Origin of the sequence: Flavobacterium terrae (assembly GCF_900142035.1) — a bacterium.
Lineage (GTDB): Bacteria > Bacteroidota > Bacteroidia > Flavobacteriales > Flavobacteriaceae > Flavobacterium > Flavobacterium terrae.
In genome coordinates this window covers 206,188-231,284 of the sequence record NZ_FQZI01000001.1, presented here as the reverse complement: position 1 = coordinate 231,284, position 25,097 = coordinate 206,188, and the positions used below count along the sequence as shown (strand labels likewise).

Here is a 25,097-nt window from a genome sequence, read left to right as displayed (position 1 = left end):
AAATGATAATCTACAACGTTACTATAAATATTCACGAAAGTGTTCACGACCAATGGATGCATTGGATGCAAAACAAACATATTGCTGATGTTTTAGCCACAGGCAAATTTACCACTGCAAGGATGGTAAAAGTTTTGGTAGAAGAAGAAATGGGAGGAGTTACATACTCAATTCAATATACTACAGATTCTAAGGAAACATTAGAAAAATATTACCAAGAAGACGCACCTCGTTTGCGTGACGAAGGATTGCAGCTTTTTGGAGATAAAATGCTTGCTTTTCGTACAGAACTTGAATTAATTTCTGAGCATTAAAAGAAGTAAAGAGTTTTACATTTTTTAATAATCAAGAACATAAAAATAATGGATAAAGTAAAAGCAAAAAAACACCTTGGTCAGCATTTTTTGAATGACGAAAATATCGCTCAAAACATTGCAGATGCATTAACACTTGAAGGTTATAAAAAAGTATTAGAAATAGGACCAGGAATGGGTGTTTTAACAAAGTATTTGTTAGAAAAACCTATCGATACTTATGTTATTGAAATTGATACTGAATCTGTAGAATACTTACAAAACCATTATTTAAAATTAAGTAATAAAATTATTTCAAAAGATTTCCTTAAATATAATATCAATGAAGTCTTTGAAGGAGAGCCATTTGCTATCATTGGGAATTTTCCATATAATATTTCTTCTCAAATAGTTTTCAGAACACTTGAAATGCGCGACCAGATACCAGAATTCGCTGGAATGTTTCAAAAAGAAGTGGCTGAGCGTATTTGTGAAAAAAAAGGAACTAAGGCGTATGGTATTTTATCGGTTTTAACACAAGCTTTTTACGATACTGAATACCTTTTTACAGTGTCTGAGCATGTGTTTACACCACCTCCAAAAGTAAAGTCTGGGGTAATGCGAATGAAGCGTAAAGAAAATTATAAATTACCTTGCGACGAAAAATTATTTTTTAATGTAGTGAAAACTGCTTTTAACCAAAGAAGAAAAACACTTCGTAACAGCTTAAAAAGCTTTAATATGACTGATAATTTGAGAGAAGATAGTATCTTTGACCTGCGTCCCGAACAAATTTCGGTGGAGCAATTCATAGAACTTACTCAAAAAATCGCAGCCGATGGAGTTTAAAATCAGCAGAGACTTTATTGTTCAAATTGAACAACTCATTAGTGAAAACCGTGCACAGGAATTAGAAAACTTGTTGCAGGATGTTCACTTTGCTGATATTGCTGATATTATGGACGAGCTTGACGACTATGGTGCAAGCTACGTTTTCAAACTTCTTGATTCTGAAAAAACAGCTGAAGCTCTTTTGGAGCTTGACGAAGAGGTTCGTGTCAAAATCCTTAAAAACCTTTCTGCTAAGGAAATTGCAGAAGAGCTTGATGAATTAGATACGGATGATGCCGCCGATATTATTGCAGAACTTCCTCAATCCAAAAAAGAAGAAGTAATTTCTGAGCTTGAAGACGTTGAACATGCAAAAGACATTGTTGATCTATTGCGTTACGACGAAGATACTGCGGGAGGTTTGATGGGTAAAGAGCTAGTTAAGGTTAATGAAAACTGGAATGTTCTTACTTGTGTGAAAGAAATGCGTCAGCAAGCTGAACATGTTACTCGTGTACATTCTATTTATGTGGTTGATGATGAAGATCGTCTTAAAGGAAGATTGTCTTTAAAAGATTTACTAACCACTTCTACTAAGACTCCTATTAGTGATGTTTATATCAAAAAAGTGGATTACGTAAAAGTTGATACTAAAGATGTTGAGGTAGCACGTATCATGCAAAAATACGACTTAGAAGCAATTCCTGTTGTGGATGAAATGGGAAGATTAGTTGGACGTATTACCATTGATGACATTGTAGACGTAATCAAGGAAGAAGCTGACAAAGATTATCAGTTAGCTGCCGGTATCTCGCAAGACGTTGAAGCTGACGATAGTATTCTAGAACTTACAAGAGCTCGATTACCATGGTTGGTTTTAGCATTACTAGGAGGTTTTATTAGTGTAAAAGTATTGGGTTTCTTTGAACCAGCTATGAAATTACATCCTGAATTATTCTTTTTTACGCCTTTAATTGCTGCTATGGGAGGAAATGTTGGAGTACAATCTTCGGCAATTATTGTGCAAGGTCTTGCCAACAATGCCATAACGGGTAGTATTGTTGAGCGTTTATTGAAAGAACTTTCCCTGAGCTTGTTAAATGGAATTATTCTCGCAGCCATTTTATTTTTAGGAAGTTATTACTTGCTTAATTTTGAAGCACATATTGGAATTACAGTAACTGTAGCGTTAATTTCAGTAATTGTAATTGCTTCGCTTAACGGAACCTTTATTCCTATTATCTTAAACAAATACGGGATAGACCCTGCATTAGCCACAGGGCCATTTATTACAACCAGTAATGATATCCTTGGAATTTTGATTTACTTTTCTATTGCTAGAGTAATTCTAGGTTTTTAGAATATTTTCTTTTAGAATTTCGCTAGATAATTGATCAAATCTTTTTGTAGTACTTATCAATGTCAATGTGATATTAACCAATTTTATGGTAATATTGTATATTTGAGTAAACCTTAATACAAGATTTGTGAAACCACAAGAAATTAAAATTCTTCATATTGACAGTAATCACCCTTTACTTTGGGACCAATTAGAGAAAGCAGGTTTTAGTAATGAAACTGATTTTATTTCTTCAAAAGATGAAGTCGAAAAAAAAATTCAAAATTACCATGGTATTGTAATTCGAAGTCGATTTAAAATAGACAAGCAATTTTTAGACAAAGCAGTAAATCTTCAATTTATTGCACGTGTTGGAGCAGGTCTTGAAAGTATTGATTGTGATTATGCTCAAGAAAAAGAAGTTTATTTAATTGCTGCCCCAGAAGGAAATCGGAATGCTGTTGGCGAACATGCTTTGGGAATGTTATTGTCCTTGTTTAACAAATTAAATAAAGCAGATAGAGAAGTTCGTTCAGGTCATTGGAACCGTGAAGCGAATAGAGGTCATGAACTTGATGGTAAAACTGTTGGAATAATTGGTTATGGTAACATGGGTAAATCATTTGCAAAAAAACTAAGAGGTTTTGATGTTAAAGTACTTTGCTACGATATTTTAGAGAATGTTGGTGATGAAAATGCAAAACAAGTTTCGTTAGAAAATTTCCAAAAAGAGGTTGATGTTGTAAGTCTTCACACACCTTGGACACCAGAAACCGATAAGATGATTAATAAAGATTTTATCTTAGGATTTGAAAAACCCTTTTGGTTTATTAATACTGCTCGTGGTAATAGTGTTGTTACCGCAGATTTAGTGGATGCTTTAAAATCAGGAAAAATCTTAGGAGCGGGTTTAGACGTTTTAGAATATGAAAAGTTATCTTTTGAAACGCTTTTTGAAGGTGAAAAACCTCAGGCATTTGAGTATTTATTACAAGCAGAAAATGTACTGTTGACACCACATATAGCAGGATGGACAGTTGAAAGTAAAGAAAAATTGGCACAAACAATAGTTGACAAAATCATACATCTTTATACAAATGAATAAGGTGAGCTATTATTTAGTTTTAGTCGTTGCAATATTAACCTGTTTGCAATTTATACCACATGCTTTTTTAGGATATCCAGCAATATTGGAGCATGTTTCTAAAGGTGAAATACAAGAGCCAGCCGCACAAGGTGTTCAAATGATATGGATTTATTCTTCAATAATGATGTTATTGTCTGGAATTTGGATGTTTTTTATTGCTAAATCTATTAAAATGGGTGAGCATCTGGCTCGTTTACAAGGCTTATTTATTTCAATTGGTTTAATAGCATTTGGGTTGAGTTGTAGTTACATTGCGCAAGAGGTTTTTAATCATTTATTTTTCTTTACTGTTGAAGGAATTCTACTTTTGCTATCAGTTACAGTTTTCTATAAAAGAAAAAGTCAGGATTAAAAGTGTAACTTTTTTAGAAATTGTTCGTATCAATAGAGTAAGATTAATCTTGTAGTTTTTAGATAAATTTATAGGAGATGCCGAAAATCCATAATAGAGTAGGAATTAACCAAAAACAAAATTAAAAATGGACGCACAAAAGGTCGACATGTACTTGATGATGAATAACAAGTACTTTGAGGAACATCAATTAAATGCTATTAGAGAAAAACTTTTATCACTTGATGAGGATCAATGGCAAAGACTTCAATTTACACAATTTAAAGACCCTACTACAGCGTTGTTAATTTCAATTTTTGCAGGAACTTTAGGAATTGATCGTTTCTATATCGGCGATACAGGTATGGGAATAGGAAAATTGCTTACTTGTGGAGGATTTTATGTTTGGGCTATTGTGGATTGGTTCTTAATCCAAGGTGCAACTAAAGAAAAAAATGTTGAGAAATTTTTCAATGCATTAATGTAAAATGAAAAAAAACAAGCTATACAATCTTGTTTTAACAGCTTGTTTTTTAGGATATAGTTGGTTGTTTTTTTTTAAGTTCTTTGCTAATTCTTCATCAAATATTGATTTAACGGCTTGCCTTTTTAAAAGAATAACCACTATACCTTGCCCATCCTGTGGAACTACAAGGGCCGTTCAAGAAATTGTACAAGGCAATATTTTGTCTTCTTTAGTTATAAATCCTTTTGGTATCATTGTAGCCTTAATAATGTTATGTTGTCCGCTTTGGATTATTTATGACTACTTTACAAAAAAACAAACGTTTTACAATTTTTACCTAACAACCGAATCTATTATCAGAACTAAGATTGTAGCAATTAGTCTCATTTTTCTTGTTCTTTTAAATTGGATTTGGAATATTTACAAACAATTATGAATGCACAATTGTATTTTGGTTATAAACCAGCAGATAGCGAACTCGAAAGAGCTTCAAATAGTTATTTAATGTCGCTTGTGGCTGTTTTAGGTGGTTTGCCATTACCTATAATGAACTTACTTGCGTCAATTCTTTTTTTTCTTGGAAATAAAAAAAGTACCCCTTTTGTGAAGTGGCATTGTACTCAAGCTTTGTTTGCTCAGCTAAGTATGTTTTTTTTCAATACAATTGGTTTTTGGTGGACCATTTCGGTGATTTTTAAAGAAGCTAAGGCGACAAATTATTACATTGCTTATATCATTACTATAGTATTATTTAATTTGTTCGAATTTTTTGTGACCCTTTATTTGGCTACTCAAACAAGGAAAGGGAATCATATTGAAATGTATTTTGTTGGAGATATTACTAATTTAACTTGCCCAATTAATAATGAAAATAATAGTTAAAGGTTTAAGCGTAATTGCAGTTTTTTTTGCAGTTTGGTTGTTACTAGCGCAAATAGATTTTGTTTCTATTTTTGGAGTTAAAGAAGCTAAAAATAATACAGAAGAAACTCTTGGAGATATTATTTGGGATGAAATAAAGTCTACAGAAGAAATTATAATAAATGATACAATTACTAAAACTATTAATAAGCTTGTAAAGCCATTATGTGTAGAGAACGGTATCGAACAGGATAGTTTAAAAATACATGTTTTAAAAAATGATGAAATTAATGCATTTGCATTACCAGGCAATCATTTAGTAGTATATACAGGGCTAATTGAGGCGTCTAAAAATGAATCTGCGTTGATTGGTGTATTAGGTCATGAAATTGCTCATATCGAGAATAAGCATGTGATGAAAAAACTTTCTAAAGAAATAGGTCTTTCAGTTCTGTTGTCATTAACTGGTGGAAGTGGAAGTGCTCAAGTGATGAAAGATATTTTTCATAATCTATCTTCATCTGCGTATGATAGGTCATTGGAAAGAGAAGCAGATTTAACAAGTGTAGAATATATGTTAAATGCTGATGTAAACCCAGCCTCTTTTGCTGATTTCTTGTATGAAATGTCATTTGATACTAATTCATTATCAACTGCTTTGTCATGGGTGAGTTCTCATCCAGAAGCAGAAGAAAGAGCTAAATATGTTTTAGAATATATTAAAGGAAAAAAGAGAAGCTATAAAACTATTTTGTCAGAAACAGAATGGAATGATTTCAAAAGAATAAATAAAAATTTATAGTATAAAAAAACCAGCTATTTAGCTGGTTTTTTTATACTTATTCTTCACCTTTTTCGGCAAGTTTTCGTTCAAGTTCTGCTTGAAACTCTTCCATAACTGGTTTTACAGTACTTTCGGGTAAATCAGCAATTCTAATATACATTAAGCCATCAACAGCATTATTGAATAATGGATCAACATTAAATGCTACAACACGAGCGTTTTGTTTAATGTATTTTTTGATTAAAACTGGTAAACGTAAATTACCTGGCTCTACTTCATCAATGATTTTGTCAAATTTGTTTAAATCAGCCTCCGTTTCGTTGAATATGAAGTCTTTGTCGGCATCTTTTAATTTCACCTTAAATTCTTTTTTAGGATGAATATATTGAGCTACATAAGGATCATAGTAATTTGATTTCATGAATTCAATCATTAATGATTTTGAGAAATCAGAAAACTGATTACTAATACTAACTCCTCCAATTAAGAATTTATGCTCTGGATAACGTAGAGTAGTATGAACAATACCTTTCCACAATAGGAATAAAGGCATTGGTTTTTGCTGGTATTCTTTAACAATGAAAGCACGTCCCATCTCGATAGACTTGCTCATCATATCGTAAAGTTCAGGTTCGAACCTAAACAGGTCTTGAAGATAAAATCCGTCTATACCATATTTTGCAAAAATTTGAGAGCCTAATCCCATACGATACGCACCAGCAATTTGCTTAGTTTCGTCATCCCAAAGGAACATATGGTCATAATATTGGTCAAACTTATCAATGTCAATAGATTCATTTGTACCTTCTCCAACTTCTCTAAAAGTAACTTCTCTTAAACGACCAATTTCATGTAGAATATTTGGAATTTCTTGAGCTTTTACTAAAAAGACTTCATAATTTTTGCTTTGTAAAAGTCGCGTGTCCATTTGACGAAGCTTTTCAACTTCGGCAATCATTTTCTCTTGATTTGCTCCTCCTACAATCTCCTTTACAGGTTTCGGAATTTTTAAACTTTGTGTGTTTATTAATTTCGATTCTTTCTCAAAAGGATTGGCTAGCATATAGGTTTTTTTGCGTAAAAATTCTGAATATGCTTCTAAAGTATCATGTTCGTTTTGTTCTGCAACAGAGATTGGTTTTCCAATTCTAACTTTGATTACACGATCCTTTTGAGTTAATAATTCTGAAGGAAGTTTAGCAGTTCTTAATGTATCTCCTAATTTTGAGAGCATGTAAAAAAACTTGCTGTTTTTTGCGTGAAAATAAATTGGTATCACAGGAACTTGTGCTTTGCGAATCACTTTGATAGCGCCTTCTTCCCACTCTTTATCAACAACTAGTTTGCCGTCTTTATAAGTTGAAACTTCACCAGCTGGAAACATTCCCAAAGGTTTGCCATCACTTAAATGGCGAAAAGTTTCTTTTAAACCAATTACGCTAGATTTAGCATCCTTGTGATTTTCAAAAGGATTTACAGGCATAATGTAAGGTTTTAATGGCTCAATTCTATGTAAAAGAAAATTAGCAATGATTTTAAAATTAGGCTCTCTTTCAAGCATTAATTTTAACAACAATATACCATCAATACCACCTAAAGGATGATTTGAAATGGTAATATAAGGCCCTTCTTTAGGTAATCTTTTTAAATCCTCTTCCGGAATTTCAAATTTTATTTGGAACTCATCCAAGATAGCATTCAAAAACTCAAGATCATTTAAATGCTTGTTTCTGTTATATATCTTGTTTAGAGTAGAAATTTGAAGCACTTTCATTAGCAGCCAACCAGAAAAAGTCCCAAGAACTCCATATTTGTCTGTCTTTATTGCTTTTGCAACTTCCTTAGCGGTAACTAAACCCATTAATTTTTTGATTTTATGCGAAAAACAAAGATACAAAAATGATGTAACTTCCTAAGTGGTTTTGTAAGTATTCCCCTTTTATTTTATTTACTAGCTTAACTAATTGATTTTTAAATCATTAAAACTTAATTAAAAATCTTGTTTTAATTTGATTGATTTTTCAATACTTTTGAAAAAACAAGTACCCCAAATGAAGATTATTTCCTATAATGTTAATGGAATCCGTGCTGCTATAACTAAAGGATTTCTAGATTGGTTAAAAGCTGCAAATCCTGATGTTATCTGTCTTCAGGAAATAAAAGCTACTCAAGACCAAATCCCTGTTATGGAAATTGAAATGGCTGGTTATCCTTACCAATATTATTTTCCTGCTCAAAAAAAAGGCTATAGTGGTGTAGCGATTCTATCTAAAATCGAACCTAAACAAGTTGTTTTTGGTACTGGGATTCCTCATATGGATTTTGAAGGGCGAAATGTACGTGCTGATTTTGAGGACTTTTCTGTTATGAGTTTGTACTTGCCTTCTGGGACTAACATTGATCGATTAGATCATAAGTTCAAATACATGGATGATTTTCAGGAGTATATAAATAATCTGAAAAAAGAAATTCCAAATCTTGTCATTGGTGGTGATTATAACATCTGTCATGAAGCTATTGATATTCATGATCCTATTCGTAATGCAAAAGTTTCAGGATTTTTACCAGAAGAACGTGCATGGTTGGATGCGTTTATGAAGTCAGGATTCGTGGATAGTTTTAGACATTTTAATAAAGAGCCTCATAATTACAGTTGGTGGAGTTACAGAGCAAATGCAAGAGAAAACAATAAGGGATGGAGAATTGATTACAATTTAGTTTCAGAACCTATGAAAGATAGAATGAAAAGAGCCTTAATATTACCTGAAGCCAAACATTCTGACCATTGCCCAATTTTAGTAGAGATTGAATAATAATTTTAGAGTCTATTTTTCGTTTTAATTGTAATTTAAAATTAACGGGAATAGTTCTAACAAATAAGTAGAATAAAATGATAAAAAAAGTTTCAGCAGGATTATTAGTGTTAGCTTTAAGCACCTCTTGTGTTTCAAAGAAAATTTACACTGATTTAGAGAATAAATATGCCGAATTAAAAAAGGAAAGAAACACCTTGGCAGATGAGAATGAACTATTAAAATCAGGGAAAAGTCAATCTGATTTAGATAACGCAAACTTAAAATCGGAACTAGAAAAATTAAAATCTGAGCGTGATAAGTTGGCTGCCGATTATGCTGCTTCAAGCAATAATCTTCAAACGCTTCAAAGTTCTTATGATGCTTTAGAGAAAAATAGTGATGCTGCTTTGAAAGCTAACATGGATAAAAACCGTGAGTTGTTAGCTCAATTAGAGGCTAAAGAGAAAGCTTTGGCTGACGAAAAAGCACGTTTAGATAAATTAGGTAGAGATTTCAAAGATAGATCAGATAGAGTAGCGGAATTAGAAGGATTAATTGCTGCTAAAGAAGCTTCAATGAAAAAACTTCGCGAAACGTTGTCAAAATCATTGAAGGCTTTTGAAGGAAAAGGTTTAATGGTTCATCAGAAAGATGGAAAAGTATATGTGTCTATGGATAACAAATTACTTTTTGAATCAGGAAGTTGGACTGTTGGTACCGAAGGTAAAAAAGCAGTAGACTTAGTAGGTAAAGTACTAGGTGATAATCCTGAAATTTCAGTTTTAATAGAAGGACATACAGACAACGATAAAATTACAGGAACTTTAGCTGGAGGTATTGAAAACAACTGGGATTTATCTACAAAACGTGCGACTGCAATTGTAAATATTTTATCATCAAACCCGAAAGTTAAAAAAGAAAATTTAACAGCGGCAGGACGTAGTGAGTATTCGCCATTAGTTTCAAATGACACTAACGATGGTAAGGCTAAAAACAGACGTATCGAAATTATTCTTACGCCAAAATTAGATGAGTTAAGTAAAGCACTAAACGAAATCTAAAAAAAACATATAATAAATAAAAAGTCCAGAGTTGTCTGGACTTTTTTATTAAATGAAACTCCTTAAATTTGCAAAGTCTAAAAATTCCCTCATGAAAAATATAATTCTGCCCAATACTAATCTTGAAGTTAGTGAAATCTGTTTAGGAACAATGACTTTTGGAAATCAAAATTCTGAAGTTGAAGCACACCTACAACTTGACTATGCTTTTGAGAGAGGTATTAACTTTTTAGATACGGCAGAAATGTATCCAATAGGAGGGAATGAACATATTTTTGGGAGTACCGAAAGATTTATTGGAACTTGGTTAGCTAAAAATAAACATAAAAGAGATAAAATGGTTGTTGCAACCAAAATTGCTGGACCAAATCGAGGTATGGGTTATATTAGAAAGCCTTTAGATTTTTCTAAGAAAAGCATCCATGAAGCTGTTGAATTAAGTTTAAAAAACCTTCAAATAGATTGTATTGATTTATATCAGATGCACTGGCCTGAAAGGGTTATGAATATGTTTGGGAAAAGAGGTATTTCGGATATTGATGCTAATTGGCAAGAAAATATCTTTGAAGTTTTGACTGTTTTTGATGGTTTAATTAAAGATGGTAAAATTAAGCATATAGGTGTTTCTAATGAAAACCCTTGGGGTGTAATGAAGTTTCTAAACGAAGCAGAAAAACATAATTTACCTAGAATTGCTACAATACAAAATCCATATTCATTACTTAATAGGTTATTTGAGGTTGGTTTATCTGAAATATGTATGCGAGAAAATGTGGGTTTATTAGCTTATTCTCCTTTGGCCTTTGGCTTCTTAACAGGTAAATATTTAAATGAAACACCAACCAATTCACGTATGGGGACTTTCCCGAATTTTGTGCGTTACACTAATGAAAATTGCTACAAAGTGACCAAAATGTACCAAGACTTAGCGCATAGTTTAGGATTGACATTAACAGAAATGGCACTTGCTTTTGTGCATCATCAAAAATTTGTGACTTCAACCATTATTGGAGCTACTTCTCTAGATCAATTAGAAGAAAATATTAATGCCTTCGATGTTAGATTAACAGATGATGTGCTGAATCAAATTGAAAAAATTCAGGAACTAATACCTAATCCAGCACCATAAAGTTATTTATTCCTTAATTAATTTATGGATAAAATGTGAGCCAGAATCATTGGTTATTTTTAAAAAGTACAAACCATTCGATAGATGATTTGTGTTTACATAGGTAATGGGTTGGCTCTTATTGGTTTCTTTCAGAATTGATTTGCCTTGTAGGTCAAGAATTTCAATATTGCGAATTGGATTTGCAATGTCTGAATTACTAATATATAATTCATTAGTAACTGGATTAGGATAAACTTTAACAGAAGTTAGACTGTTCTCTGTAACACTTAAAGAACTATCTATTAATTTGTAAATAGTTCCGTTTATTGATGCTACATACAATTCACCATTTACATCTTCTCCAAAAGACACAAAATTATTACCACTAAATGTTGCCGAAAAAGAAACATTTCCTAAGCCGTCACTTGACCCAATTTGAGCTTTGCAATAATCAGAAAAGAAATATTTTCCTTGAAAATTCGGGTATTGTGTGCCTCGGTAAACATATCCTCCAGTGATAGAACAAAAACCATTGGTGTGGTTCGTTGTAAATAAAGGCGATTTCATTGTTGATTGCGCAGCACAACCCGCTGTATTGTATGCAGTATTACCTTCATAACAACGCCAACCATAATTCAAACCACTTTCAGATGCTGTTGCTCTATTTACTTCTTCGTATTGATTTTGGCCTACATCAGCAATCCACAAATCTCCTGTTTGTCTATCAAAAGAGAACTTCCAAGGATTTCGTAAACCTATTGCCCAAATCTCATCAGCACCAGCTATTCCAACATACGGATTAGTAGGTGGAATTCCGTAAGGACTTCCAGAATTAACATCGATTCGAAGCATTTTTCCCAGTAACTCATTGATGTTTTGTGCTCTATTGCCGGGGTCTCCACCACTACCACCATCTCCCATGCCAATATATAAATAACCATCAGAACCAAATTTTAATGTACCTCCATTATGGTTGGTGAATGGTTGATTCACTGTGAGTAAAATTGTTCCTGTTGTATTTGCTATGTTTGGATTTCCTGAATTAACAGAATAACGAGCGATTACAGTATTGCCACTTGTATTAGTATAGTTGATGTAAAACAAACCATTTGTACTGTAATTAGGATGAAAAGCAAGACCAAGTAAACCTTGTTCACCACTTTGATTTGTCAATGAGGTAATGTTTAAGAAAGGAGTTGGATTTATTGTTCCATTGCTGTTTAAAATTCTAATTAACCCATCTTGTTCAACAACAAATAATCTGCTATCACCACAGTTTTCAATATCTACAGGAGAGGCAAATCCTGTTCCAAAACTTTGTAAAGCAATAGTACCAGTTTGTGATTTACTTTCAAATTGTATAAAGACTAAGGCAATAAGTAGGTATAAAAATCTCATGGTTGTAATTGTTTGATTGTTATAAAGTTATAAAAAATCCCGACATAAAAGTCGGGAAATTCTTATAAAACCAAATTATTTTTCTACTGAGTAGCCTTTCGTTTTAGCAAAGCCAATGATAGAGGTGTTTATGGCATTTCCTAGATCGTCTTGAGATTTTGTTTTCTTCATTTCCTCATCGATATAAGCTTGACGTTTTTTGCCTAATTCGGTAATTTCTTTCTGAAGAACTTCACGTTCTTTTGATTTTTTATCTACATATGCCTGAATTTCTTCCTTCGATTTGTTTTGCAACTCTTTTGGTAATTCTTCCTTTCTTAGTTTAGCAACCACATCTTTGTCTTTTTTAGCTCTGTCAACTAAATCCCAACTTTCATTTTTGTATGCAACTTTTGATTTGCTTACTGCTCTTTCGGCATAATTAGCCGAAGAAACCCCTTTTGCGTTAGAATCTTGTGTTGCTTGATTCATTTTCTTTTCATAACCCATGCTTCCGTAACCAATATAAGTGTCATTCATTAAAACATTACATTCTGAAATTCTAACATCATAAGGCGTTACTATATAATGAACAGCTCTATTAGAATCGATATTAAAGTATTTTCCTTTACCTGCATCGGCACCATCTCTCCAAAATGTTCTAATTCCTTCCATTTGATCTCCACAGAAAATAGTATTTACATAGATGTCATTTCGTAAAGCATCACTTATGGCTTCTTTATAATTAATATTGCCTTGATTGAAAGGTTCGTTCCCAGCAATGTAGATCAATTTCATATTGTTGTTGTCTTTGCCCCAAGATAATTGTCGTGTAGCATCTGATATCACTGCGCCACAGTATTCTGAACCTCCATTGGTTCTTAAAGAAAATAATTTTTCAGAAATTAAATCCAAATCGGTTGTTAATGGTGCAACTTGTCTGATATAATTTGCTTGTGCAGAAAGGGCATCGTTACCATATTCATATAAACCAATTTCGATATCTGGTGTTTTTCCATTGTATTTTAAAGTGGTTAGAGTATTTACAATATTCCATAAACGGGATTTTGCTTGTTCTATCAATCCGTCCATGCTGTTTGACGTATCTAGTAAAAGAGCTACTTGAATTTTTGTAGTTTCGTTTGCAACCTCTGTTTTCTTAGGTTCTTTTGGTTTTGCAGTTGATGAATTGCAAGATGCAAATGATAATGAAGTTGCTAATAATGTTGCTGATAATATAAGTTGAGTTTTCATAATATATATTTTTAAAATTATTGTTGAAAGCTTTTAATGTCGTTTTCTATGGTTAAAATAAGTAAGCTAGTTGCAGTACAAAATACTGGGCTTGTAATACAATGATGACCATTCCAGCTGCCATTATCATTTTGGATTTTTATCATTTTTCCACTTACATTATCGTACCAATTTTTCCAATCGTCATCTTTTTTAACCATCATAGACTCTCCAGTTTGTAAGAAACTAAGAAACTCTTCACCTCCGTTATTTCCAAAACCATTCATAACATTGTTATCCATTGCTTGCGTTTTTGCTGCTTTATAAACTTTGGTCGCCACATCATATGAAGAAGCTTTCTCTTTTGAAACACCTATTTTTTCAAGGTTTTCTTTATTCATGACCGCTTTTTTGTCAATTTTTCCTGAAGCTTTTGCATTTTCAAGTAAATCTTCTGCTTCTTTTGCTTCAGCAGCACTTCCCCTAACTGAGCTACTTACTGCGTACAACATAACACCTGCACCATCTTCGGTTTTTGCTGTATTTCTTTCGGTATCGTAATTGTCTTTTTGGTATTTTCTTGCAGCATCAATTTTGTCTTTGTTCACTTTAATATTTTTGTTTTTTGACGCCTGTTCTAACCCTGAATTAGCAAAAGAAGATTGTAATACACCAGCCCAACCAGCTCCTGAAACTTTTCCATTTCCGTCATAGGATTTTTCTATTTTATCGACACATATTTGAATGGCATCTTCAACTTTCTTAGCCAATTTTTGATCTGTAATAGTTGGTATGATTTGATTTAGAAATTGTAGTGTTAAAACCGCATCAATGTTTTGTCCTAGTTTGGTTTGAATTTGTGTACCTCTTATTTGGGTGATAAATTCATTGTCTTTGTTTTTTTCAACCTCATTAAGTAAATATTGAAGAGCATTAGATAATTCTTGTTTGTATTTTCCTGAATTTATTGAATAACCCATGCGATACAAAGCCATTGAAGCCATAGCTGTTGTTGCAGGATCAGAACTCACTGCGTGCGGATTCATTTCACCTTGATTAGAATGTGATCCTGCGCCCCATCCGCCATCTTGATTTTGGGCTTTGCCTAGCCATGCTTCTCCTTTATCAATGGCAATTTTTACTTTAGCGTCTGTTTTATTTACGGATTGATTTTCTACAGATTGTTCTCCCATTACAGACATGAACACACAAGGTTTTTCTTCAGTAGTTGGTTTTTTTACTGGAGTTTGTTTTTCATATCTAGAAATTAATCGTTTTTCAGTATTAGTTTTTGCTGTAAGGACTATTCCTGAAAGTAACAAGGTGCTTCCTATTGCAATTAAAAGTTTTCCGGTTTTCATAGCTTTTCGTTTTAAGATTATACCTCAAAATTATTCTAAGAAATTGCACGTTTTTTGCAGAATGGGTGAAAGAGGGAGTTGACTTGGTGAAACCGTTTTGATAGCATTTTTTAAAATAGTTTCTTTACATTGTCAAATATTTACAAAGAAGATGCGAGTAAGTTGGATGTTTTGGACTGTTGTTTTTGTGTTAGGGTTTCAATTTGAAATGGTAGCACAACAAGATAGTATTGTGCCAAAGTATAAAAGCAAAAAAGCATATCCAGTAAAAATTAGCAAGGCTGCAGATGACTTAAAAGAATCACTAGACTCCAACAATGAATTAAAGATTGCTAAGAATTATGAAACTTTAGCTAAAGGATTTTCAAATAAACAAGATTTTGCAAAAGCTGAAGAGTATCTTAAGAAAGCTTTGGCAAGTTATACTAAACTAAACTTAAATAGTGATAAAACCAGAGTAGCTAGAAGTCTAGCTAAAGTACAGGAATCACAAAATAAAGTAAATGCAGCTATTAAAAGTTATGAAATGGCAGGTGCTGCATCAAATGATAAAGATGCTGAACTAATCAATAAAAACGATGCTAATCGTTTACGAAATGTTGATAATCCAGCTGCACAAATGGAATATTCCAAATCGAACGTTCGATTGTTAGAAAAAGAAGATAAAAAAGAAGAAGTTGCCGAGGCCTATAAGCAACAAGCTGAAGCTAGTTTGGTACAGCGTAATAGTGAAGATGCCATTTTGAATTTTACAAAAGCAATTAATTATTCTAAAGATAAACCCGAAGAAGTGGTAAAGCTAAAGAACGAAATTGCAAAAGTATATGCTGCCGATAATCAGTTTGATAAAGCCATTACAATTAATCAAAAGTTATTGGATGATGCTGTTAAGCAAAATGATTTTGACACACAGATTAAACAATTACAATCATTAAGCACAATATATTTTAAAAAGGAAGAACCTGAAAATGCGGTAGCTTCTTTAAAAAAGGCCTATAGTTTAGCATCACATTATGGTAAAACAGATGAGGTTAAAAGTAGTTTAAAGCAATTACTTGAGTACTATAAGTCGAATGGAAAACAAAAAGAAAGCATGGCTTTGTATGAAGACTTTTTTAAGAATTTTGACCAATTGATAAAAAAAGATAGCACACTGATTGATGAAAAAACTTTTCAGGTTACCGAGGACAGAATCAAACAACTTGAAAAAGAAAAACAATTAAAAGACGAGTTAATTTCGAAGAAAAACACTTTTAATTATTTCCTAATTGGGATTTCTGCTTTGTTGTTGCTTTTGGTAGGTTTTATTGTAAAGGCTTTATATTCTATTAAAACTAAAAACAAAGAAATTGCGTTGCAATCGTTGCGTAGGGAAATGAATCCTCATTTTATTTTCAATAGTTTGAATAGTGTGAACCAGTTTATTTCACAGAATAAAGAATTAGAAGCCAATAAATATCTTTCGTCATACTCACATTTAATGCGTAACATGATGGAGAATTCAAACAAAGATTTTATTAGTTTAAGTAATGAAACAGAACAGCTTAAAAAGTATTTGGATTTAGAACATCTTCGTTTTCAGGATAAATTTGATTATGAAATATTGATAGATGATGCTTTAGATACCGAAGTGGTTTTAGTGCCTAATATGTTAATTCAGCCTCATCTTGAAAATGCAATCTGGCACGGTTTACGTTATCGTGAAACCAAAGGACTTTTATTGCTGAAGTTTGAATTGAATAGAGGAGAAATTTCGGTGATTGTGGATGACAACGGAATTGGATTAACACAAAGTGCCGAACTTAAAACCCGAAATCAAAAAGTACATCAGTCGCGTGGAGTTACCAATACCAAAGAGCGTATAAATCTTTTGAATGAATTGTACAAAACCAATATTTCTTTTTCTATTACTGAAAAAAATAGCGGAGAAACAGGAACAGTAGTAAAAATTGTATTCCCTAAGATTGAAAAAGTATGATGACATTTCAAAAAATACAAGCAGTTATTGTTGAAGATGAAATTGCTGCACGAGAAGTGCTTAAAAATTATCTAAGCAAGTACTGTCCAATGGTTGAGGTAATAGGGGAGGCTCAAAATATAAAAGAAGCGGTTCCATTGTTACATGAAGTAACACCTCAATTGGTTTTTTTGGATGTCGAAATGCCATTTGGCAATGCTTTTGATGTGTTGGAAGCTTGTAAGGATTTACATTTTGAAACTATTTTTGTCACTGCTTTTTCTGAATATTCATTAAAAGCGTTAAACCAAAGTGCGGCTTATTATTTGCTTAAGCCAATTAGTATTGAAGAATTGATCGTAGCAGTAAATAAAGTGCAACAACATATTCTAAATCACGAATTATTTAATAGAAATAAGATTATAGTTGAAAATTTTCGAGAGACTCAACCTGAAAAAAAGCAAGTAATTTTGCCTACACTTGAAGGTTTTGAAGTGGTAAAAATGGAAGACATTGTAAGGCTTCGCGGTAATGGAAATTTCACTGATTTACATTTGGCCGATGGTAGTAAAAAAATGGTCTGCCGTTTCCTAAAACATTTCACGGAAATTTTACCTTTCCCTTTTTTACGTGTACACAAATCTCATATCATCAACATCAATTATGTTAAGTCTTACAACAAAGGTGGATATGTAGTACTAAATGATGCCGCAGAAATTGAAGTTTCTCCCACTTACAAAGAACAGTTTTTAAAGAATTTTAAATAATTAAAAATCAAAATCACTTACCGAAGCTGTGGAGTCTATTGCAATTGTGTCTTGTACAACTTTAATACGTAAGTATGAACGAGCTCTTCCTGAAACATAAATTGGTATTGATTGTCCAATAGTATCGTCACTAGTAATTAATCCCCTGCGAAGCATTAGGTTTTTAATAAACTTCTGGTTTTTTTCAGCATATGATTTTTGATTCCCTTCTTCGTTAAATTGATACATAAACTTCTTAGGTTTTGGCACAATTGAAGCTAAGTACAAACATTCGTTCAAAGTCAAATCGATAGGTTTTTTCTGGAAGTAAAATTCGGCAGCTTCCCCAATTCCGTAAACATTAGGCCCCCATTCAATTACATTAAAGTATACTTCAAGCATACGTTCTTTAGAAGCAATTCGGTTATTTTCAAGAATATAAACTAATAAGATTTCTTCCAGCTTTCTTGATAAAGTTTTTTCGCGAGTTAAGAATACGTTTTTCACCAATTGCATACTGATGGTACTAGCACCACGGGAGAACTTTTTGGTACGAATGTTTTTCGCTATAGATTGTTTAAATGCTTCCGAAATAAAACCACGATGGCGCATAAACGAAGGGTCTTCGTTTGTAAGAACGGCGTGTTTCAGATAAGGTGAAATTAACTCTAACGGTGTGAAATTTGGATTAGAAGCGCCCACAAAAATAGGCCTTTGAAGCACTCCGTTTTCGATTGCTCGATAAGTGAATTCTGTATTTAGTTTCTCAAGATTTGCATCTCCATATTTTACAATTCGTAAGTTGTGTTTGTTGAATTTACTATCAAAAATAAGTTTATTTGGCTTGTTTTTATTGAATTGAAAATTGAGCTTGTAATCAAATTCACCTTCGGCTTCCATACCTACAAAATGAGAGAATAGACCATCTGGAAGCGAAGTAATAAAATCTTGCGCTTTCATGGTGTCGATATTCAGTTTTAGCGAGTAAACAGTATCTTCCTCAGTATTATACTCTAAATAGGGTTTTACTTTTATTTTATTAAGTTGAGCTTCCGAAGTACTATCAATAGCTATAAAATCACTTCCTAGTAAGAATCTGTAATCAAACTGAGCGTTTTTGATAACTACATCTTTCTTGGCAATTTTTGGATGATTGATTGTGAAGTTCTCAATAGATGCTACACCATCAATGTGTAGTTTGCCAAAAGACATATCGAGGTTGTCTAATTTAAGGCGAATTTTATCAAAGCTGGATTTCAAACCAAATCTTTCATCTATATAAGGAACTTGGATTTTTGAAGTATCGCCTGAAGCAAATAATAAATCCGCTTTTTTATCTCTTGGATTGGCATATCCTTTTATGTTCCAGTTTTGAGAAAAAGTATTCGTAGTAACCTTGATTTGTGTGTCAAGTTCATTGTTTACTAATTTTAAATCATCCATATGAAATTGCACTTTTTTATCCATATCGTTAATACGAAGGGATAAGTTTGTCAAATTCATTTGAGCAGGGACTAGGTTCAGTAACTTGTTTAAAATTCTATTGACAAGCTTTGCATAATCTCTTTTGTCATTGGTTTTTTCTTCGTTTTTTTCTTTCTTTAAAAAAGCATCAAAGTTTTTTCCGTTTTCATTTTTAACCAATTGAATAAAACCATTTTGCATTTCTAAATTATTCAATTGAACATCTCCAGTAAGTAATTGAAGTAAACTTACTTCGGTCTTTATTTTTTGAACAGATAAAAGAGTGTCTGCTTCATGTGGAATTAGCGTTATATTGTTCAATTCAACTCCAGTAGTGCCTAAAAATTTAGCGCTACCAACATTAAAATCCGAGTTATATTCTGTGTTGAATTTATTTTTTGCCTTATCTAAAGCTTGTTGCAAAAGAGTATCTCGGAAGAAATAAACACTTCCGATAAGCACTATAATTAGTATAATAACTATTTTAAGAATCAGAAAAAACCATTGTTTTTTGGTTCTCATTGGTAATAAAATTTGGGATGATTTATGGAAGCGAAGCTACAAAATCTTCTACTTCTTTTTTCTGATGAGCATATTTTTCTTGTAAAACAGAATCTTTACCCATTTTATTGTAATAGTCTAACGCTTTGTTGGCAAAAAATTTTTGTTGGTAGCTTGGAACATCAGGAACTTGAGGGTAAGTTTTATGAAATAACATCTCATAATAGGCTTGCCATTCCCTTTCGTTTCTGTCTACGACGAAATTACCCACGGCTTTTTGACCAATATGAATCATTTCGTGAGCAATTAAATTAAGCATCAACACAAACTCAAACTCAAAAGTATTTTCAGGAATACGAATAATGTTGGGTTGTCCAAAAGCACCTTCGGTGGTCATTAAAATGTATTCTGGTTTTGCTTTTTCGCGAAGCTCAAAGTTTTTAAAATTTGGATGTTTGATTCCGTATTCTTCTATAACTAAATTTGCTGCAGCAATGGTTTCTCCTAGTTCGTGGTAGGATTGTACAAGTTGTAATATTTCAGAGTAAGGTTTCATAGATTAACCAAACAATTCACTAACCACTTCTTCAATTTTGCTTACTAAAACCACCTTTATTCCAGGAAATTTAGTAGAAATTTTATTGTATTTTGAGATGAAAACTGTTGAAAAACCTAATTTTTCGGCTTCTTGAATGCGTTGTTCGATTCTATTAACAGGCCGAATTTCTCCAGAAAGACCAACTTCACCAGCAAAACAAAAATCTTTACCCACTGGAATATCTTCGTTAGAAGATAGAATAGCCGCAACAACAGCCAAATCAATTGCAGGATCATCTACTGAAATACCTCCAGTCACATTTAAAAATACGTCTTTAGCTCCTAAACGAAAACCAGCACGTTTTTCTAATACTGCCAAAATCATGTTTAATCGCTTAGCATTGTAACCAGTTGTGCTACGTTGCGGAGTTCCATATACTGCAGTTGAAACTAATGCTTGAATTTCTATCATTAAGGGGCGCATACCTTCAAGAGTTGTAGCAATTGCTGTTCCTGATAATTCTTCTTCTTTATGGGAAATCAAAATTTCCGAAGGATTAGATACTTCTCTCAATCCTGAGCCTTGCATTTCGTAAATCCCTAATTCGGCAGTTGAACCAAAACGATTTTTTAGGGAACGTAAAATTCGGTACACATGATTTCTATCACCTTCAAATTGTAAAACGGTATCGACCATGTGCTCCAAAATCTTTGGACCAGCAATGTTTCCATCTTTTGTGATATGTCCAATTAAGATTACTGGTGTGTTAGTTTCTTTAGCAAATTTGATTAATTCAGCAGTACATTCTCTAATTTGAGAAATGCTTCCTGCTGATGACTCTATATAATCAGTTTGTAAGGTTTGAATAGAATCGATAATTACAATTTCGGGTTCAATTTCTTCAATTTGTCTGAAAATATTTTGTGTTTTGGTTTCGGTTAGAATATAACAGTTATCACCATCTGGAGTGATACGTTCAGCACGCATTTTTATTTGCTTCTGACTTTCTTCTCCTGAAACGTATAAGGTTTTGTAAGGCAATTTTAAGGAAATCTGAAGTAATAATGTACTTTTTCCAATTCCAGGCTCACCGCCTAAAAGGGTTAAAGAACCGGGAACTAAACCTCCTCCCAACACTCGATTTAATTCATCGTCGGTGGTATTTATTCTAATTTCTTCTGTAGAATCAATTTCATGAATACGTAAAGGTTTAGCTGCTTTTTTTACAGCTGATGGTTCAGATTTCCAGGCAGTTTTTTCTTCTTTTTGAATAATTTCTTCAACTATGGTATTCCATTCTTTACAAGCTGTACATTGACCTTGCCATTTTGCAAATTGAGTACCACAACTCTGACAAAAGAAAGAGGTTTTTATTTTAGCCATTTAAAATTTATCTCGAAATTATTCTGGTTTTTTCTCTTCTGTTGGGGTTTCTTCCACTGGAGTGTCAGTCGCTGGTGTTTCTTCTGCTGGAGCTTCTTCAGTAACTACATCTTTGGCTTTTCCTCCTTTAAGTTTTTCTTTTTTAGGTAATAAAGCTTTCAAATCCTCGGCTTTATTCATCATCATGTCTTTTGTTAGGCCAGCAATTTCTTGTTTAGTAAATCCATCTTGATAGCATTTAATTGCTCTTTTTATTTCTTTTCTTTTTTCCCAATAATTCCCCATGTGATAATCGTATAACATGGTTTTTTCATACTGTTGTCCAGAAATTTGTGCTAATTCTTCATATTCATTCCAAGCCTCATTTTTAATGATAGCAGTCTCGATGGCTTTGAAATCGTTTATACGAACATTCATTTTTATACCCAATGCTTTTTCTATCATTTCATATTTCTTGTTTAAATACACAACAAAACCTTCTTTTAGAGGAGCAATTTTTTCTTGGTATTCGATAGATGAAATTGGTCTGTATACTTCAAAAAATTGATATAAAGCACTCGGGATTCCGTTAGTTGGAATAGAATAGTGAGATCCGCCTTTGAATTCTTCAAATTTGTAGTTTACTAACTCGTTTTTTACCGCCTTCATGTTTTCGTTCAACGCATTGATACGAGTTCTCATTTTTTTTAAATCGCCTTCGGCTGTTGCATGGTAGTAAAAAATTGGTTCTTTTGCAGCTGCTAAACGTTGCGGAATTCTGGTTTCCATATTTGTATATAGTTCAGGGCTAAAAGAAATATATCCTTGAAATATAGGAGTATCTTTGTATAAATAGGTGTTTAAAAATCCAGCAGTTAAATCTAGACCAGCAATCACTTTGAAAGGGGCAACTCTATATTTAGTCTCTAAATATGGAAGTAGTTCAGTTCCTATAAATTCAAAAAAAGCAGCTCCTTTTCCTCCAGGTAAACCAGTTTTAGGATCCGTGTCAGAATCATCTTCACGTTCGTTGTTTTTATTTTGGTTTACACCAACTAATATAACTTCAGGAACATCATCCCAGTAATTTGCGTATGATAAGTTTCCTGCAAAAGGATCAAATAAAAATTCGCTGTCTAAAACTAAAATTAAAGGATATTTTTTCTCGGTATTTTTTTCGTAAGAAGCGGGAAGTTTTACTCTTATGTCTCTATTTCCTCCCATTTTTGCTGAACGAAAACTTTCAGTTGTTTGTGCAAATACTGAAAATGAAAAGAAAAGTACTAGTAGGTAAAGTGCATTTTTCATAATAAAAATAAATTAGTCTTTGACTGTATTTAACGACCAAGATACTAATTTATTTCTTTTTCCCTACGATTGGTAAAACTAAAAAGGCAAAAACGCCCAGAAGGATTGTAATAAGCAATTGAGACGTCCATATAATCCATCCAAAAGCATTTCCTGCCTCTAAAGGTATGTTGTAGAGGAATAAGATTTTAGCTATTAATACAGGGAAAAAACCAAAGCCCCCATTTGTAAATGACATAGTTAAACCGCCTATTACAAAAGCAACAATTATGGTTCCAATGCTAATATGGCTTGTGGCTTCAAGTGCAAAAACTGTTATGTAAAACATTAATACATAAGACAACCAAATCAGTAGTGTAAAGAATAAAAATCTCCATTTGTTAGGCATATTCAGCACACTAAAAATACCTTCTTTTAAACCTTCTACTTTTGACTTTAAAAGTAAAACAAACTTCCATTTTGAATATTTGTAAATCAAAATAAAAGTTATGAATCCTATGAATCCAAAAAACAATAACCAGCCTAATTTTTCTACAGGAATGTAAAGTAATAAAAAGCTTTTAAGGGTTTTGAATTCTAAAGTTAATGCTGTAAAAACAAAAAGTAACAAGAATATTAAATCAACTATTCTTTCTGCTATAATTGTTCCAAAAACTTTGTCAAAAGGTTTGTCTCTATATCTTTTAAGAATTAGGGCTCTTGAAACTTCACCGGATCTTGGAATGGTTAAATTAACAAAATAGCCAATACATACTGCTACAAAATTTAGTTTGAAATCAGGAACTGTGCCTATTTCTGTTAATGTGTATTTCCATCTGTATGCTCTGAACACACATCCTAAAATGGCTATTCCTAGTGATACAAGGACGTAGTTGTAATTAGCAGTTATAAAATAACTCTTCATCTGAGCAATTTGCTGATCAGAAAAAGAATTGTATGTGTAATAAGTTAAGCCAGCTCCTAAAAGAATTGGAATTATGACACTGGCGTAAGAACTTATTTTATTCTTCACGATTATCTTAACGAATTGTCTTTTTCGTTAGGGAAAATAATAGAGGGTTTGAAGTTTTTAGCCTCTTCCATATCAATACTTCCGTAAGCAATAATAATAATGATGTCGTCTTTATGAACTTTTCGAGCTGCAGGTCCATTAAGTGTTATTTCTCCACTATTTCTTGGTCCTGTTATAGCATAGGTTTCTAAACGCTCACCGTTATTAATATTTACAATTGATACTTTCTCGCCTTCAAAAATATTTGAAGCTTCCATCAGAGCCTCGTCAATAGTTATACTACCGATGTAATTCAAATCGGCGCCAGTTACTCTAACTCTGTGTATTTTAGATTTTACTACCTGAATTCGCATGTTGCAAAGTTATATTATTTTAGGGAAATGTTATCAATCAATCTAATATTGTTTACAAAAACTGCTATAAACGCTCGGTATTTTTTGTTTTTATTTTTTCTCTTGCATTCAATTAAAGTTGCTTCGTCTGCAATTTCAAAATATTCAAGCTCAAATGTATTTTGTTTTTTGAATTGGTCGTTTACCCAATTACTAACTTCTTGAGCGCTTTTTTTAGAAAAAAGTTTTGCTGCTTCAGAAATGGTTTTAAAAATAAATGATGCTTTAGAACGTTCTTCGTTTGAAAGTCTTTCATTGCGTGAACTCATTGCTAGTCCATTTGCTTCGCGATGAATTTTACAGCCATTTATTTTTACTGGAATTTTATATTTTTCAACTAGTTTTTTTACAATTTGTAACTGCTGAAAATCTTTCTCACCAAAGTAAGCGTTGTTGGGTTGTACAATTTCAAATAACTTTTTCACTATTGTTCCTACGCCATCAAAATGTCCAGGACGATGTTTCCCTTCCATTTGAAACTCTAGGCCGTCATACTTGAAAGATGTCGATTCTGTTTTTCCTTCGTAGATGTCATCAACGGTTGGTGCATAGACAATTATATTTGAATCTAGATTTTTTATTTTTTCTACGTCAGAGTCAAGAGTTCTTGGGTATTTTTTCAAATCCTCAGGATTGTTAAACTGAGTTGGATTAACAAAAATGCTCACTACAGTTAAGGAGTTCTTTTTGAGTGACTCACTCATTAGTGAAAGATGTCCTTGGTGTAGGGCACCCATTGTTGGCACGAAACCAATAGATTTTTTTTCATCCCAGAAGGATTTTAAATAATCTTTTAGCTCATTTTGTTTGACAAAAACGGTCATGTG

25 protein-coding genes are annotated in these 25,097 nt (G+C 32.6%); 14 read left to right on the top strand and 11 right to left on the bottom strand.

Going from position 1 to position 25,097, the window contains the following annotated elements:
• The first annotated feature begins 2 nt into the window (after window positions 1-2).
• The 9 genes from BUC09_RS01040 (at window position 3) to BUC09_RS01000 (ending at window position 6,070) form a co-directional block, all read left to right on the top strand.
• Window positions 3-314: a DUF4286 family protein gene (locus BUC09_RS01040; RefSeq protein WP_073307831.1), complete on the top strand. Its 312-nt coding sequence runs from the start codon at window positions 3-5 to the stop codon at window positions 312-314.
• A 48-nt stretch (window positions 315-362) separates the two neighbouring features.
• The gene (gene rsmA / locus BUC09_RS01035) at window positions 363-1,142 is read left to right on the top strand and encodes a 16S rRNA (adenine(1518)-N(6)/adenine(1519)-N(6))-dimethyltransferase RsmA (protein WP_073307829.1); all 780 of its coding nucleotides are present in this window, start codon (window positions 363-365) and stop codon (window positions 1,140-1,142) included.
• Complete coding sequence (gene mgtE / locus BUC09_RS01030; RefSeq protein ID WP_073307827.1) at window positions 1,132-2,484, top strand: magnesium transporter; 1,353 nt, start codon at window positions 1,132-1,134, stop codon at window positions 2,482-2,484. The genes rsmA and mgtE overlap by 11 nt, the downstream gene beginning before the upstream one ends.
• A 127-nt stretch (window positions 2,485-2,611) precedes the next feature.
• A complete protein-coding gene (locus BUC09_RS01025) occupies window positions 2,612-3,568 on the top strand; it encodes a 2-hydroxyacid dehydrogenase (protein WP_073307825.1) in 957 nt (318 codons plus the stop codon).
• A 1-nt stretch (window position 3,569) separates the two neighbouring features.
• Window positions 3,570-3,962, top strand: a complete 393-nt coding sequence (locus BUC09_RS01020; RefSeq protein ID WP_143161838.1) for a hypothetical protein — start codon at window positions 3,570-3,572, stop codon at window positions 3,960-3,962.
• Between the two features lie 127 nt (window positions 3,963-4,089).
• Window positions 4,090-4,428, top strand: a complete 339-nt coding sequence (locus BUC09_RS01015; RefSeq protein WP_073307821.1) for a TM2 domain-containing protein — start codon at window positions 4,090-4,092, stop codon at window positions 4,426-4,428.
• Between the two features lies 1 nt (window position 4,429).
• Window positions 4,430-4,843 (top strand): DUF2752 domain-containing protein, encoded by a 414-nt coding sequence (locus tag BUC09_RS01010; protein WP_073307819.1) that lies wholly within the window; start codon window positions 4,430-4,432, stop codon window positions 4,841-4,843.
• Window positions 4,840-5,289, top strand: a complete 450-nt coding sequence (locus BUC09_RS01005; RefSeq protein ID WP_073307817.1) for a magnetosome magnetite crystal formation protein family — start codon at window positions 4,840-4,842, stop codon at window positions 5,287-5,289. Before BUC09_RS01010 ends, BUC09_RS01005 begins: the two co-directional genes overlap by 4 nt.
• Window positions 5,273-6,070: a M48 family metallopeptidase gene (locus tag BUC09_RS01000; protein ID WP_084127052.1), complete on the top strand. Its 798-nt coding sequence runs from the start codon at window positions 5,273-5,275 to the stop codon at window positions 6,068-6,070. Before BUC09_RS01005 ends, BUC09_RS01000 begins: the two co-directional genes overlap by 17 nt.
• Before the next feature lie 37 nt (window positions 6,071-6,107).
• On the opposite strand, the gene BUC09_RS00995 is transcribed toward BUC09_RS01000, so the two are convergent.
• Complete coding sequence (locus BUC09_RS00995) at window positions 6,108-7,913, bottom strand: GNAT family N-acyltransferase (protein WP_073307813.1); 1,806 nt, start codon at window positions 7,911-7,913, stop codon at window positions 6,108-6,110.
• 190 nt (window positions 7,914-8,103) lie between these two features.
• Here BUC09_RS00995 and BUC09_RS00990 point away from each other — a divergent pair, with 190 nt between their 5' ends.
• The 3 genes from BUC09_RS00990 to BUC09_RS00980 all read left to right on the top strand — a co-directional run bounded on the left by BUC09_RS00990 (window position 8,104) and on the right by BUC09_RS00980 (window position 11,037).
• Window positions 8,104-8,865 carry an exodeoxyribonuclease III gene (locus BUC09_RS00990; RefSeq protein ID WP_073307811.1) on the top strand — a complete coding sequence of 254 codons (762 nt, stop codon included), beginning with the start codon at window positions 8,104-8,106 and terminating at the stop codon, window positions 8,863-8,865.
• A gap of 77 nt (window positions 8,866-8,942) precedes the next feature.
• A complete protein-coding gene (locus tag BUC09_RS00985) occupies window positions 8,943-9,908 on the top strand; it encodes an OmpA family protein (RefSeq protein WP_073307808.1) in 966 nt (321 codons plus the stop codon).
• Between the two features lie 91 nt (window positions 9,909-9,999).
• Entirely contained in the window at window positions 10,000-11,037 is a 1,038-nt protein-coding gene (locus BUC09_RS00980; protein WP_073307806.1) for an aldo/keto reductase, read from the top strand.
• A 6-nt stretch (window positions 11,038-11,043) separates the two neighbouring features.
• Here BUC09_RS00980 and BUC09_RS00975 read toward each other — a convergent pair whose 3' ends face one another.
• From BUC09_RS00975 to BUC09_RS00965, 3 genes are all read right to left on the bottom strand, one after another.
• On the bottom strand, window positions 11,044-12,417 hold the full coding sequence (locus tag BUC09_RS00975; protein ID WP_073307804.1) for a PQQ-dependent sugar dehydrogenase: 1,374 nt from the start codon (window positions 12,415-12,417) through the stop codon (window positions 11,044-11,046).
• A 75-nt stretch (window positions 12,418-12,492) separates the two neighbouring features.
• Window positions 12,493-13,650, bottom strand: a complete 1,158-nt coding sequence (locus tag BUC09_RS00970; protein ID WP_073307802.1) for a vWA domain-containing protein — start codon at window positions 13,648-13,650, stop codon at window positions 12,493-12,495.
• 17 nt (window positions 13,651-13,667) lie between these two features.
• Window positions 13,668-14,990: a prenyltransferase/squalene oxidase repeat-containing protein gene (locus BUC09_RS00965; RefSeq protein ID WP_073307800.1), complete on the bottom strand. Its 1,323-nt coding sequence runs from the start codon at window positions 14,988-14,990 to the stop codon at window positions 13,668-13,670.
• Between the two features lie 151 nt (window positions 14,991-15,141).
• On the opposite strand from BUC09_RS00965, the gene BUC09_RS00960 reads away from it, so the two are divergent.
• Entirely contained in the window at window positions 15,142-16,968 is a 1,827-nt protein-coding gene (locus tag BUC09_RS00960; RefSeq protein ID WP_073307798.1) for a tetratricopeptide repeat-containing sensor histidine kinase, read from the top strand.
• Complete coding sequence (locus BUC09_RS00955) at window positions 16,965-17,714, top strand: LytR/AlgR family response regulator transcription factor (protein ID WP_073307796.1); 750 nt, start codon at window positions 16,965-16,967, stop codon at window positions 17,712-17,714. Before BUC09_RS00960 ends, BUC09_RS00955 begins: the two co-directional genes overlap by 4 nt.
• On the opposite strand, the gene BUC09_RS00950 is transcribed toward BUC09_RS00955, so the two are convergent.
• The 7 genes from BUC09_RS00950 to panC are packed head-to-tail and all read right to left on the bottom strand — an operon-like array spanning window position 17,715 to window position 25,094.
• Window positions 17,715-19,679, bottom strand: coding sequence for a transglycosylase domain-containing protein (locus BUC09_RS00950; RefSeq protein ID WP_073307794.1), 1,965 nt, complete (start codon window positions 19,677-19,679; stop codon window positions 17,715-17,717).
• Window positions 19,680-19,701: 22 nt separating this feature from the next.
• Window positions 19,702-20,214, bottom strand: coding sequence for a hypothetical protein (locus tag BUC09_RS00945; RefSeq protein ID WP_073307792.1), 513 nt, complete (start codon window positions 20,212-20,214; stop codon window positions 19,702-19,704).
• 3 nt (window positions 20,215-20,217) lie between these two features.
• Window positions 20,218-21,579: a DNA repair protein RadA gene (gene radA, locus BUC09_RS00940; RefSeq protein WP_073307790.1), complete on the bottom strand. Its 1,362-nt coding sequence runs from the start codon at window positions 21,577-21,579 to the stop codon at window positions 20,218-20,220.
• A gap of 18 nt (window positions 21,580-21,597) precedes the next feature.
• The gene (locus BUC09_RS00935; protein WP_073307788.1) at window positions 21,598-22,866 is read right to left on the bottom strand and encodes an alpha/beta hydrolase; all 1,269 of its coding nucleotides are present in this window, start codon (window positions 22,864-22,866) and stop codon (window positions 21,598-21,600) included.
• A 49-nt stretch (window positions 22,867-22,915) separates the two neighbouring features.
• Window positions 22,916-23,878, bottom strand: coding sequence for a lysylphosphatidylglycerol synthase transmembrane domain-containing protein (locus tag BUC09_RS00930; RefSeq protein ID WP_073307786.1), 963 nt, complete (start codon window positions 23,876-23,878; stop codon window positions 22,916-22,918).
• Between the two features lie 2 nt (window positions 23,879-23,880).
• A complete protein-coding gene (panD, locus tag BUC09_RS00925) occupies window positions 23,881-24,231 on the bottom strand; it encodes an aspartate 1-decarboxylase (protein ID WP_073307784.1) in 351 nt (116 codons plus the stop codon).
• A gap of 14 nt (window positions 24,232-24,245) precedes the next feature.
• Entirely contained in the window at window positions 24,246-25,094 is an 849-nt protein-coding gene (gene panC, locus BUC09_RS00920; RefSeq protein WP_073307782.1) for a pantoate--beta-alanine ligase, read from the bottom strand.
• Window positions 25,095-25,097: the final 3 nt, after the last annotated feature.

Excerpts from the sequence above, each read along its gene's own strand:
- BUC09_RS01015 (WP_073307821.1), top strand. The coding sequence starts at position 4,090 with ATGGACGCACAAAAGGTCGACATGTACTTGATGATGAATAACAAGTAC.
- BUC09_RS00955 (WP_073307796.1), top strand. The coding sequence starts at position 16,965 with ATGATGACATTTCAAAAAATACAAGCAGTTATTGTTGAAGATGAAATT.
- BUC09_RS01000 (WP_084127052.1), top strand. The coding sequence starts at position 5,273 with ATGAAAATAATAGTTAAAGGTTTAAGCGTAATTGCAGTTTTTTTTGCA.
- panC (WP_073307782.1), bottom strand. The coding sequence starts at position 25,094 with ATGACCGTTTTTGTCAAACAAAATGAGCTAAAAGATTATTTAAAATCC.
- BUC09_RS00965 (WP_073307800.1), bottom strand. The coding sequence starts at position 14,990 with ATGAAAACCGGAAAACTTTTAATTGCAATAGGAAGCACCTTGTTACTT.
- BUC09_RS00935 (WP_073307788.1), bottom strand. The coding sequence starts at position 22,866 with ATGAAAAATGCACTTTACCTACTAGTACTTTTCTTTTCATTTTCAGTA.
- BUC09_RS00980 (WP_073307806.1), top strand. The coding sequence starts at position 10,000 with ATGAAAAATATAATTCTGCCCAATACTAATCTTGAAGTTAGTGAAATC.
- BUC09_RS00960 (WP_073307798.1), top strand. The coding sequence starts at position 15,142 with ATGCGAGTAAGTTGGATGTTTTGGACTGTTGTTTTTGTGTTAGGGTTT.
- BUC09_RS00945 (WP_073307792.1), bottom strand. The coding sequence starts at position 20,214 with ATGAAACCTTACTCTGAAATATTACAACTTGTACAATCCTACCACGAA.
- BUC09_RS01005 (WP_073307817.1), top strand. The coding sequence starts at position 4,840 with ATGAATGCACAATTGTATTTTGGTTATAAACCAGCAGATAGCGAACTC.
- radA (WP_073307790.1), bottom strand. The coding sequence starts at position 21,579 with ATGGCTAAAATAAAAACCTCTTTCTTTTGTCAGAGTTGTGGTACTCAA.
- mgtE (WP_073307827.1), top strand. The coding sequence starts at position 1,132 with ATGGAGTTTAAAATCAGCAGAGACTTTATTGTTCAAATTGAACAACTC.
- BUC09_RS00975 (WP_073307804.1), bottom strand. The coding sequence starts at position 12,417 with ATGAGATTTTTATACCTACTTATTGCCTTAGTCTTTATACAATTTGAA.
- BUC09_RS01040 (WP_073307831.1), top strand. The coding sequence starts at position 3 with ATGATAATCTACAACGTTACTATAAATATTCACGAAAGTGTTCACGAC.
- rsmA (WP_073307829.1), top strand. The coding sequence starts at position 363 with ATGGATAAAGTAAAAGCAAAAAAACACCTTGGTCAGCATTTTTTGAAT.
- panD (WP_073307784.1), bottom strand. The coding sequence starts at position 24,231 with ATGCGAATTCAGGTAGTAAAATCTAAAATACACAGAGTTAGAGTAACT.
- BUC09_RS00970 (WP_073307802.1), bottom strand. The coding sequence starts at position 13,650 with ATGAAAACTCAACTTATATTATCAGCAACATTATTAGCAACTTCATTA.
- BUC09_RS00985 (WP_073307808.1), top strand. The coding sequence starts at position 8,943 with ATGATAAAAAAAGTTTCAGCAGGATTATTAGTGTTAGCTTTAAGCACC.
- BUC09_RS00995 (WP_073307813.1), bottom strand. The coding sequence starts at position 7,913 with ATGGGTTTAGTTACCGCTAAGGAAGTTGCAAAAGCAATAAAGACAGAC.
- BUC09_RS00950 (WP_073307794.1), bottom strand. The coding sequence starts at position 19,679 with ATGAGAACCAAAAAACAATGGTTTTTTCTGATTCTTAAAATAGTTATT.
- BUC09_RS00990 (WP_073307811.1), top strand. The coding sequence starts at position 8,104 with ATGAAGATTATTTCCTATAATGTTAATGGAATCCGTGCTGCTATAACT.
- BUC09_RS01010 (WP_073307819.1), top strand. The coding sequence starts at position 4,430 with ATGAAAAAAAACAAGCTATACAATCTTGTTTTAACAGCTTGTTTTTTA.